Source organism: Halococcus sediminicola (assembly GCF_000755245.1).
Taxonomy (GTDB): domain Archaea; phylum Halobacteriota; class Halobacteria; order Halobacteriales; family Halococcaceae; genus Halococcus; species Halococcus sediminicola.
In genome coordinates, this window is sequence record NZ_BBMP01000011.1 from 1 (window position 1) to 9,801 (window position 9,801).

Below are 9,801 nucleotides of genomic sequence, written 5' to 3' on the forward strand. Positions count from 1 at the left end.
CTCTACCTATATTGCACTACTTGTATATTTTTGTGATTTTTTTTTTTTCTATCCTATTTCTCCCTCTCCTCTTCATCGACTGCATATCGTCGGTAGCGTCAGATGTGTATCCGTGACATCGCGGAGGTCGAGCCATCACTCACGCGCCCGCGCTCGGCGAGACAATGGTGCTATTCGGCCCCGAGGGGTCGGCTCCAATGAAACACCAGCAGACATACAAAAAGAGCCTCGGCGGGGCCGAGAGCAACGTCGCCATCGCCCTCTCGCGGCTCGGTAACGATGTGGCCTGGCACAGCAAGCTCGGTGCGGACCCACATGGCGAGTACGTCAACTCCTTCGTCCGCGGCGAGGGCGTCGATACCTCGACTGTGAAATTCACCGAGGACGCCCCGACGGGCCTCATGTTCAAGGAGCGCCGCGCGCTCGGCGAGAGTTCGGTGTACTACTATCGGCACGGCTCGGCCGCGAGCACGATGACGCCCGCCGATCTCCCCACCGATGCCATCGCGGAGGTCGATTATCTCCATCTGACGGGCATCACGCCCGCGCTGAGCAAATCCTGCCGCGAGGCGACTCTCGCGGCCATCGAGCGCGCAAGCGAAGCGGACACGATGATATCGTTCGACCCGAACATCCGCCACAAACTCTGGGAAAATGAAAAGCAGATGCGGCGGACGCTACTCGAACTCGTCGAAAAGAGCGATATCGTGCTCCCGGGCATCGAGGAGGGGCGGGCGCTGTTCGACGCCGACACGCCCGAAGGAATCGCGGAAGCGTGTCGCACACGAGGGGCCGCCGTCGCGGTCGTCAAGCTCGGCCCCGAGGGTGCGCTGGTCTCGGATGGAGAGCCGACCCGCGTGCCGGGCTACGAGGTCGAGCGCGTCGTCGACCCCATCGGCGCGGGCGACGGGTTCGCCGCCGGCTTCCTCGACGGCCGTCTCCGTGGACTCGGCGCGATCGAGGCGACGAAACGCGCCAACGCCGTCGGTGCGTTCGCCACGACCGTGACCGGCGACGTCGAGGGGCTGCCCACCGAGCGTGAACTCGACGTGTTCCTCGGCGAGCGCGAGGCGCTCCGGCGGTAGCCCCGTTCCGAGACCGTCGCCCGCAGCTACCGCCAGCGCTCCTGGAGGCGTTCGAGTAGCCCCAGCAGTCGTTCGTGGCCGGCCGGTGCGTACGCCAGTACGAGAAGGGCGAGCGCACGCGGATCGCGCTCGCCGGCGGCGACCGCTCGCTGGAGTTCGTGCCGTGCCGCCGAACTCCAGCCGGCGCGCAGCAGTCGCTTGCCGTACTTGTATCTCGCCTTGCGTTCGAGCGCCGCGCGGTGGGCTGCGAGACCGGGCAGTCGATCGGCGAGATCCGCAATCACCGTCAGTTCGGTCTCGTACATCAGTTCGAGGTCCGAACTCAGCGAGTCCTCCCGGCGGGTGTAGCACGCGAGCGGTTCGGCCACGCGCGCGGGGCGGTAGCGAGCGAACAGCCGCGCCCAGAGGTGACGGTCCTCGGCGACCGGCAGGCGCTCGTCGAAGTGCTCGTCGGCGAAGCAGTCTCGACGGGCGAGCACGGTCGGCATCGGCACGCCACCCTCGTAGAGGAAATCGATGTGGTGGGTTTCGGGATTCCGGATCGGCAGCGCGGACTGTCGGCGTTTTTCGCCATCCTCGACGAGATAGACGTCCGAGTAGACGATATCGGCACCGCCCGCGACGGCCGCGAGCTGTCGGTCGAGCTTTTCGGGGAGCCAGCGGTCGTCGGCGTCGAGGAAAGCGATTATCTCGCCGGTGGCAGCGTCGAGCCCGCGATTGCGTGCCGCCGCGAGACCCTGTGGCTCCTGAAACAGGTAGGTGAACCCATCGACGCGATCGGCGAGGTCGCGCAGCCAGGACACGTCGGAGCTATCGACGACGATCAGTTCAACGTTCCCGTAGGTTTGGGCCGCGATGGATTCGAGCGCCGGACCGAGCAACTCGCTGTCGCCGTAGGTCGGGACGATCACCGACACGAGCGGTCCCTCGCCTTCCTGGAGCGACTCGGGCAGCGAGACCGCTGGCTCGGGCATCGCTGACCCTGGTCGGGCCACTCGCTTGAACGTTCGGAGTCCGTTCGATAGGCGTCGGCGACGGAAAGGTACTAACCGATGTGGTGAGGACACGGAAGCGAATGCGGGACGTGCTGCTCATCACCGTCGATTCGCTCCGGGCCGACCATCTCGGGTGTGACGGCTACGAGCGGGAAACGACGCCGGCCATCGACGCGCTCGCGGCGAACGGTCACCGCTTCGAGAACGCCTTCGCCCACGCCTGCGCGACTCGGGCCTCGTTCCCGTCGATCCTCACCTCGTCGACCGCGCTCATGTACGGCGGCTACGAATCCCTTTCCGAGAATCGAACCCTCGTCACCGAGGCGCTCCCCGCCGCCTACCGAGCGGGGGGCTTTCACTCGAACCTCTATCTCTCGGCGGAGTTCGGTTATTCGCGGGAGTTCGACGCCTTTTTCGACTCGAAGAGTGACCCATCGCCGGCGGCCCGGGTGAAGGGAGCCGTCGAGGAGCGCCTCGACGAGGACGGCTGGCTCTACGGCGTTCTGTCGAGAGCGGTCGACACGGCCGAAAAGGAAGCCGGCATCAACGTCGGCTCGGCCTACGTCAGGGCCGACGACATCACCGAGAAAGCCATCGACTGGGCCGAGAACGAGCACGATGGCCCTCGATTCCTCTGGACGCACTACATGGACGTCCACCATCCCTACCGCCCGCCCGAGCGCCACCAGCGCGCGCTCGGCATCGACCCCATCTCCGAGCGCGAGGCGATCAGGCTCCGCCGGAAGATGATCGAGGCCCCCGACGAGATCACCGACGACGAACGTGGGACGTTGATCGACCTCTACGACGCCGAGATCCGCTTCACCGATGCGGAGATCGGTCGTCTGATCGAGCGCGTTCGTAAGTCCTGGGGCGACGACACGATGGTGATCGTCACCGCCGACCACGGCGAGGCATTTGGCGAGCACGGCGGCTACAGCCACACACAGACCTTCCACGACGAGATGCTCCACGTCCCGCTGATCGTGAGTTTCGGGGGCGATTCCCGAGCAATGACCCACGACGAACTCGTCGGGCTGGCCGACCTCACGCCGACCATCGTCGATTACGCGGGCGGCGAGCAGGCGAATTCGTTCGTCGGCCACAGTCTCCGTCCGCTGCTCGACGGCGAGGGCGACTGGCCGCGCGAGCACGTCGTCGGCGACTGGGCCGACGGAAATCGTGGCGGCGGCGAGCGCCGCTTCGCCTACCGCGACCACCGCTGGAAATATATCGAGCGCGGGGACGGACACGTGCTCTACGACCTCGCGGCCGACCCTGGCGAGCACGAGAACGTCGCCGACGGCCACTCCGAGGTGTGCGAACGGCTTCACAGCGTGCTCGACGAGCATCGAGAGCGGATCGCGGCGAGCGCCGACGACCTGCGGACCGTCGAGATGGACGAGAGTACCAGAAAACGCCTCCGCGACCTCGGCTACGCGGAGTGACCGGCAGCGATGCGCATCGGCCAGACGTCGATCGTCAACTTCCTCTCGCAGATAGCGACGTCGATTTTCGGCTTCGTCGTCACCGTCTATCTCGCGCGCGAACTCGGCGACGCGGTGCTCGGCAACTACTTCCTCGTCGTCGCGGTGTTGGTCTGGCTGAAGGTGCTCGGCGGGCAGGGCATCCAGATGGCTATCCGCAAGCGCGTGAGCGAGGGAGAATCGGAGGCGGCGTTCTTCGGTGCGGGACTCACCCTCCAACTGGTCGCGTTCGTCGTGCTCGCGGGTGCGATTCTCGTCTTCCGCGGCCCGGTCAACGACTACCTCAGAACCGACGCGGCGCTCGGGCTGATCGCGCTGCTCGCCACGGGACTCCTCGTTTGGCAGGTGCGAGCGGCGATCGAGGGCCGTCATCGAGTGGCGCTGTCCTCGCTGCTCGGTCCGTTCGACCGCACCGCCCGCGGCGCGCTCCAAATCGGCGTCGTGGTCGTCGGCCTCGGCACTGTTGGCTGGCTGCTGGCTGGCTACGCGGTCGCCGAACTGCTGACGGGCCTCGTCGGCCTCTCGCTGCTCGCCATCCGTCCGCGGCTGCCGACCCGCAAGCACCTCCGGAGCTTGCTGGGCTACGCAAAATACTCCTGGTTCTCCGGCATCGAATCGCGCACCTTCGCCTCGATGGACACACTCGTGCTCGCGATCCCCGCCTTCGCGATCTCGTCGGGCCAGATCGGCGTTTACGAGGTCGCCTGGAACCTCGCATCCGTGCTCGCGGTGTTCGGCGCGTCGGTCAGCACGACGCTGTTCCCGGCGATCAGCAAGCTGTCGAGCGCCGGCGAGGACGGTATCGATGGCCTCATCGACGACGCGGTAGCCTACTCCGGACTCTTCGTCATTCCTGGATTCGTCGGCTGTGTGGTCGTCGGCCGGCGCGTGCTCGCCATCTACGGCGCGGAGTTCACCCGTGGCTACACGATCCTGCTCGTGCTCGTGGCCGCCAGACTGCTCTACGTCTACCAGTCGCAGTTCACGAACGTGCTCGCGGCGATCGACCGGCCCGACAGCGCCTTCCGGATCAACGTCACCTTCGTCGCCACGAATCTCGTGCTCAACGTGGCGCTCGTCGCGCTCGTCGGCTGGCTCGGCGCGGCCGTCGCCACCGCGACCTCGGCGACGGTCGGACTGGTGCTCTCGTACTGGTATCTCCAGAAATACGTCACGATTCCGATTCCGATCGGCGAACTGGCGAGTCAGGCGTTCGCAGCCGTCGCGATGGGTGTCGTCGTCTTCGTCGGCCGCGGGTTCGCCGGTGCGGGCGTCGCGTGGACGGTCGCGCTTGTCGCCGTCGGTGGTGGGGCGTATTTCGCCACGCTGACCGTGCTCTCGCGGCGCTTCCGGGCGACCGTCCGGCGGAATCTGCCAATACCGAGTTGAGTCGGCGCATCGGTGCGTTCAAGCGCTCGTGGCCACGACTACCCCGAAACGCTTCATGAACGCGACCCGTGATTCGCCGAACCTCCTAGTCATTTGTGTAGACTGCCTGCGCGGCGACGCCATTCGGGAGGGCTGGGGCGAAACGCCGTTCATCGATTCGCTCGTCGAGCGCGGCCGTTCCTACACCGAGCTCTACGCGTCGGCAACGACCACCACCCCTTGTGTGGCGAGCCTCATGACCGGCCAGTACGCCGAACACAACGGCGTGCGCTCGCTCCGCGAGGCACGACTCGCACCCGAGGCGACGACGCTCGCCGAGCATCTGCGCGACGCGGGCTATCACACGAGCGCGATGGTCACCGGCCCGCTCGTCGACGAGACCGATCTCGACCGCGGGTTCGACGAGTACCGCTACCGCGAGAACGACCGCTCGCTGTTCGACGACTGGTCCTGGACGGCGGCCGACGAACTCGAAACCCTCGACAGTCCTTTCTTCTGCTATCTCCACCTCTGGGAACTCCACGAGCCGATCTCGGTGCCGGCGCGGTACGACGACGAGCAATACGGGCGCTGGCCGTACGAACGGGCGCTCTCGGCGCTCGACGCTCAGCTCGAACGGCTCGTCGAACGCGTTCCCGAGGACACGGTCGTGGTGCTCCACGGCGATCACGGCGAGTCCATTACGTGGCGCGGCCACCCGCTCCACGACGCCGCGAAGCGCGTCCGCGACAAGATCCGCTACGAGTTCGGGCTCGACACCCGCCGCGCGGAGCGGATGCTCGATCGGTTCGCCGAGCACCTCGTGCCGGCCGGCATCGCCGATCGGTTCGTGGAGAGCGGCCACGGCGAGACGGTCTTCGACCACGCCGCGAACGTCCCGCTGGTGCTCGCCGGCCCCGGGATCGAGGCGGGCCGCGAGTCGGCCGTCTGCCGCCAGATCGACGTGCTGCCGACGCTGCTCGACGTGCTCGGGATCGATTCCACTCTCGATATCGATGGTGAGACGCTCGTCGGTGGGATCGACGACCGCGACGCCTACATCCGGGCCTGCGGGGCGGCGCTCCGCGGGCGAGAGAACTGGCTGCGTGCCGTGCGGACTCCCCGTTCGAAATATATCGAGCATCCGGGTCGCGATTGGGATTCCGAGTTGTACGATCTCGCCGCCGATCCGGCCGAACGACGACCGATCTCCGATCCCGAGCGCGAGCGGGAGCTCGAAGCACGGCTACCCGATCTTGAGGAGGTCGATTCCGAACGGCTCGCCATCGACGAGCGGCTCCGGGCGCTCGGCTATCGCTGACGCCTCTGGTATGGAGGCGGTGGCCAATGGGGCCGACGGGGCGGCAGAAGCCGAAGGCGTTTGTCGCTGCGGCGCGTCCTCAGGACGATGACGTTCGCCGACTGGCTCGCCGAAACCAAAGCGCGGGTCGATCGCGACGGGATGGCCGGTGTGCGCACGAGCGCCGACGAACTGTGGATCGGCGCGCTCCGCCGGGCCGATCGCTTCGCCGACCCCGGCGTCAACATCTACGACCGTTCGTGGGACGCGCTCGTAATCCTCGATGGCTGTCGCGCCGACGTCCTTCGCGGTGTTGCCCACGGGTACGAGTTTCTCGACGATCCAGGAACCCACCGCTCACCCGGCTCGACCTCCTACGAGTGGATGGAGCGGACGTTCACCGACGAGTACGCCGACGAGATCGCGAACACCGTTCACGTGAGCGCGAACCCATTCACCCACCAATTCCTCGATGCCGACCGGTTCGCGCTGCTCGACGAGGTCTGGCGCGACGCGTGGGACGAAGAGGTGGGCATCGTGCCGGCCCGCCCCGTGACCGACCGCGCGATCCGCGCCGGCCGCGAACGAGGCTCCGACGAGCGCCTATTGGTCCACTACATGCAGCCACACTTCCCGAGCGTGCCGCGCCCGCTCGGCGGCTCAGCGACCCTCGACGAGTGGCGCGACGGCCGCGAGATGGCGTGGCAGGGGCTTCGTCGTGGTGAGTTCACCGAGCGCGAGGTCTGGGGAGCTTACGTGGCGAACCTCCGCTACGTGCTCGACGACCTCGAAATCCTCCTCGACAATCTCGACGCCGAGCGCGTCGCCATCACCGCCGACCACGGCAACGCCAAGGGCGAGTGGGGCATCTACGGCCACCCGAACGTTCCCCTCGACGTGCTCCGGACGGTCCCGTGGTTCGTGACGAGCGCGACCGACCGTCGGACTCACGAACCCGAAATCGAGTCGGGAAAGCGAAGCGACCCCACCGACGAGACGGTCGCCGAACGGCTCCAAGCGCTCGGCTACACCGAAGACGAAACGGGCTGAAGTCGGCCGAAGCGGGCGTCAGGATTCGTGCCGTGGATACTCGCCGACGCTTTCGTACTCCCAAAGCAGGTCGAAATAGCGTTTGAGGCCCGCTACGAACGAGCCGTTCTCGGTGAGCGCGGCCTGTCGCATCGACAGCGGGACGTCTTTCTCCTCGACGAGGACGATCGCCCGGCCCGTCTCGTAGTCCATGCTCGGGTCGGCGAGCGTGCCCCGCCACGGGAGCTTGCCGGTGCTGAAGCGCAGCCCCACGGCCGGATACTCGTGCTCGATGCGCTCGACGACCGCGGCCTGAGTCGCGGCGTTGTCGGCATCCAGATGGTCGGGATGGAGCATGAGCACCGCGACGTCGATATCGCGCTCGGTGGCCGCCGTGAGCGCCGGTGCGACGGTATCCAGATACTCGAAGCTCTTGGTGATGATGCGGAGCTGCTCGTCGGCTTGATGGTACAGCCGCCGGGTTTCGGCCTCGCTCGGTTCGCCGACGTCGACCACCGAGAACAGCTCTTCAGTAGGGGTGACGCCCTCGCTCGCGCGCTCGTAGCGTGGTTCGAACTCCTCCAGAAAGGCCCCGCGGCGCTCGTCGAGGGTGGCGCGAAATCCCTCGTAGTCCTGTCGGCGGTTCTCGACGGCGCGTTCGAGGATCGCTCCGGGTGAACGGGGTTGGTAGCGTTTCGGCCGTTCGGGGATCACCTTCACGAACCCGCGGTCGGCGAGCGCGTCGAGCACGCCGTAGATGCGCGCCTTCGGAACGCCCGTGCTCTCGGCGAGCGTCGGCGCGGTCGTCCGGCCCAGCGTGAAGAGTTCCGTGAGCGTGCGCTCTTCGTACTCGGTGAGACCCAGCCTGTCGAGGGTCCCCGTGGGGTCGACGTCGGTCATGAAAACCGTCCGGCGGGCGGGGTTGTAAACGCGCCGCCGGGGAAAGATATTTATTATTACGTCACAACCGGTTACTCGGAGAGCGAGTAACTATGGGATCCGATACAACGGAGGACGTCGACGAGCATCTCGCGGACGTGCCGGATGGCTGTGGCTGTGCTGAGGTCTGGGAGCACCTGAGCGAACGGCGCGAAGAGTGAGCGTAGCGAGAAAGAGGACGAAGCGGGTGCCAAAGGGTTTTGCGCGTGGCCCGAGGAGGGTCGGGCAATGGCCGAGTGCGGCGACGTCTGCGTACTGATTCCGACCTACGAGGAGGCCGCGACCATCGGTAGCGTCGTCGACGGCTTCCGCGAGCGGGGCTTTTCGAACATCTTAGTGATCGACGGTCACTCGACCGACGAGACGAGGAACATCGCCCGCGAGCACGGTGCGCGCGTCGTCGAGCAGTCCGGCCGGGGGAAGGGCACCGGCAAGGGGCAGGCCGTCCGCGAGGGCGTCGCCCGCACGACCGCCCCGTACATCCTCCTGCTCGACGGCGACGGAACTTACCGGCCGGCCGACGCCGAGGCACTACTCGACCCCCTCCTGAGTGGGAAGGCCGACCACGTCATCGGCGACCGCTACGCCGACATGGCCGACGGTGCGATGACCCGTTTCAATGGCGTCGGCAATCGGATGATCAATCGCGCCTTCCGCACCGTCCACGGCCGCGACGTCGGCGACGTGCTGAGTGGGTATCGCGCGTTCACCCGCGAGTCGTTCGAGCGCTGTCACCCCACCGCGGAGGGGTTCGGCATCGAGACCGAACTCGCCGTCGAGTGCGTCAAACAGGGCGTCGAGATGGTGACCGTCCCCATCACCTACCAGGCCCGACCCGCGGACTCCGAGACGAACCTTCGACCCGTGCGCGACGGCGCGCGCATCCTGCTCACGCTCTACCGGTTGGCCAAGACCAACAACCCCCTGTTCTACTTCGGCAGCGCCGGCGCGCTCTCGGGGTTCGTCGGCGTGGTGCTGGCCACGTACGTCCTCGTCGAGTGGCTCACCCTCCGCATCTCCCACGAGGTGCTCGCGGTCGCGGCGGCCTTCGCGGTCATCGTCGGCGTCCAGTTGGTGATGTTCGGCGTCCTCTCGGACATGATGCTCGCCATCAACCGCGAACAGACGCGCCGCTTCGAGGCGCTCGTCGAGAACGCCCGGCCAGACGGACGTGAGTCGGCCGTCGAGAGCGAGCCACGAACCGAGGGCGCTCGGCTGGACGATCGGCGTGTGAGCGGACGGGCGGGCGAGCGCGACTAGAACAGCGACCGAAGTCGCCCCAGCAGTCCGCTGGGGGCCGACCGCCGCTGCTTTTCGAAGACCGGATGGAGCGCATCAAGCAGTTCGTCCTCGGAGTCGAACCGTTCTTTTCCTACTCGTTCGAGCGCCGTCGAGAGCGCCAGTCCGTTGCCGGCCGGGTCACAGGGGACTTTCGGGTCGTCGAGCGCGCGCACCAGTTCCGCCGAATCGACCGGGTAAGAGACGTCCGCGCGGTCGAGACGCTCGGCGAGCGCGGCGATACCGAACGCGAGACTCTCCGGCTCGTCCGTGTCGTCCTGCGGCGGTCGGACACCCATGTCCGGACGTGGCGACCGACC

The 9,801-nt window shown here is 66.9% G+C and carries 9 protein-coding genes; 6 read left to right on the forward strand and 3 right to left on the reverse strand.

Annotated features, from left to right (window positions below):
• Window positions 1-134 precede the first annotated feature (134 nt).
• Window positions 135-1,085, forward strand: a complete 951-nt coding sequence (locus ACP97_RS07260; RefSeq protein ID WP_272913439.1) for a sugar kinase — start codon at window positions 135-137, stop codon at window positions 1,083-1,085.
• A 26-nt stretch (window positions 1,086-1,111) separates the two neighbouring features.
• Here the strand turns inward: ACP97_RS07260 and ACP97_RS07265 are convergent, their stop codons facing one another.
• Complete coding sequence (locus ACP97_RS07265) at window positions 1,112-2,059, reverse strand: glycosyltransferase (RefSeq protein ID WP_049997176.1); 948 nt, start codon at window positions 2,057-2,059, stop codon at window positions 1,112-1,114.
• 101 nt (window positions 2,060-2,160) lie between these two features.
• On the opposite strand from ACP97_RS07265, the gene ACP97_RS07270 reads away from it, so the two are divergent.
• The 4 genes from ACP97_RS07270 to ACP97_RS07285 all read left to right on the forward strand — a co-directional run bounded on the left by ACP97_RS07270 (window position 2,161) and on the right by ACP97_RS07285 (window position 7,285).
• Entirely contained in the window at window positions 2,161-3,528 is a 1,368-nt protein-coding gene (locus ACP97_RS07270) for a sulfatase (RefSeq protein ID WP_049997177.1), read from the forward strand.
• 9 nt (window positions 3,529-3,537) lie between these two features.
• Entirely contained in the window at window positions 3,538-4,956 is a 1,419-nt protein-coding gene (locus tag ACP97_RS07275; protein WP_049997178.1) for an oligosaccharide flippase family protein, read from the forward strand.
• A gap of 55 nt (window positions 4,957-5,011) precedes the next feature.
• Window positions 5,012-6,256: a sulfatase family protein gene (locus ACP97_RS07280; protein ID WP_049997179.1), complete on the forward strand. Its 1,245-nt coding sequence runs from the start codon at window positions 5,012-5,014 to the stop codon at window positions 6,254-6,256.
• 87 nt (window positions 6,257-6,343) lie between these two features.
• Entirely contained in the window at window positions 6,344-7,285 is a 942-nt protein-coding gene (locus tag ACP97_RS07285) for an alkaline phosphatase family protein (RefSeq protein ID WP_049997180.1), read from the forward strand.
• Window positions 7,286-7,303: 18 nt separating this feature from the next.
• On the opposite strand, the gene ACP97_RS07290 is transcribed toward ACP97_RS07285, so the two are convergent.
• Window positions 7,304-8,164 carry a TrmB family transcriptional regulator gene (locus ACP97_RS07290; RefSeq protein ID WP_049997181.1) on the reverse strand — a complete coding sequence of 287 codons (861 nt, stop codon included), beginning with the start codon at window positions 8,162-8,164 and terminating at the stop codon, window positions 7,304-7,306.
• Window positions 8,165-8,431: 267 nt separating this feature from the next.
• Between ACP97_RS07290 and aglJ the strand changes: the two genes are divergently transcribed.
• Window positions 8,432-9,463 (forward strand): S-layer glycoprotein N-glycosyltransferase AglJ, encoded by a 1,032-nt coding sequence (aglJ, locus tag ACP97_RS07295; protein WP_049997182.1) that lies wholly within the window; start codon window positions 8,432-8,434, stop codon window positions 9,461-9,463.
• Here aglJ and ACP97_RS07300 read toward each other — a convergent pair.
• Window positions 9,460-9,780 (reverse strand): DUF5789 family protein, encoded by a 321-nt coding sequence (locus ACP97_RS07300; RefSeq protein ID WP_049997183.1) that lies wholly within the window; start codon window positions 9,778-9,780, stop codon window positions 9,460-9,462. The genes aglJ and ACP97_RS07300 overlap by 4 nt on opposite strands.
• Between the last annotated feature and the right edge of the window lie 21 nt (window positions 9,781-9,801).

Excerpts from the sequence above, each read along its gene's own strand:
- ACP97_RS07265 (WP_049997176.1), bottom strand. The coding sequence starts at position 2,059 with ATGCCCGAGCCAGCGGTCTCGCTGCCCGAGTCGCTCCAGGAAGGCGAG.
- ACP97_RS07270 (WP_049997177.1), top strand. The coding sequence starts at position 2,161 with ATGCGGGACGTGCTGCTCATCACCGTCGATTCGCTCCGGGCCGACCAT.
- ACP97_RS07275 (WP_049997178.1), top strand. The coding sequence starts at position 3,538 with ATGCGCATCGGCCAGACGTCGATCGTCAACTTCCTCTCGCAGATAGCG.
- ACP97_RS07280 (WP_049997179.1), top strand. The coding sequence starts at position 5,012 with ATGAACGCGACCCGTGATTCGCCGAACCTCCTAGTCATTTGTGTAGAC.
- ACP97_RS07285 (WP_049997180.1), top strand. The coding sequence starts at position 6,344 with ATGACGTTCGCCGACTGGCTCGCCGAAACCAAAGCGCGGGTCGATCGC.
- ACP97_RS07290 (WP_049997181.1), bottom strand. The coding sequence starts at position 8,164 with ATGACCGACGTCGACCCCACGGGGACCCTCGACAGGCTGGGTCTCACC.
- aglJ (WP_049997182.1), top strand. The coding sequence starts at position 8,432 with ATGGCCGAGTGCGGCGACGTCTGCGTACTGATTCCGACCTACGAGGAG.
- ACP97_RS07300 (WP_049997183.1), bottom strand. The coding sequence starts at position 9,780 with ATGGGTGTCCGACCGCCGCAGGACGACACGGACGAGCCGGAGAGTCTC.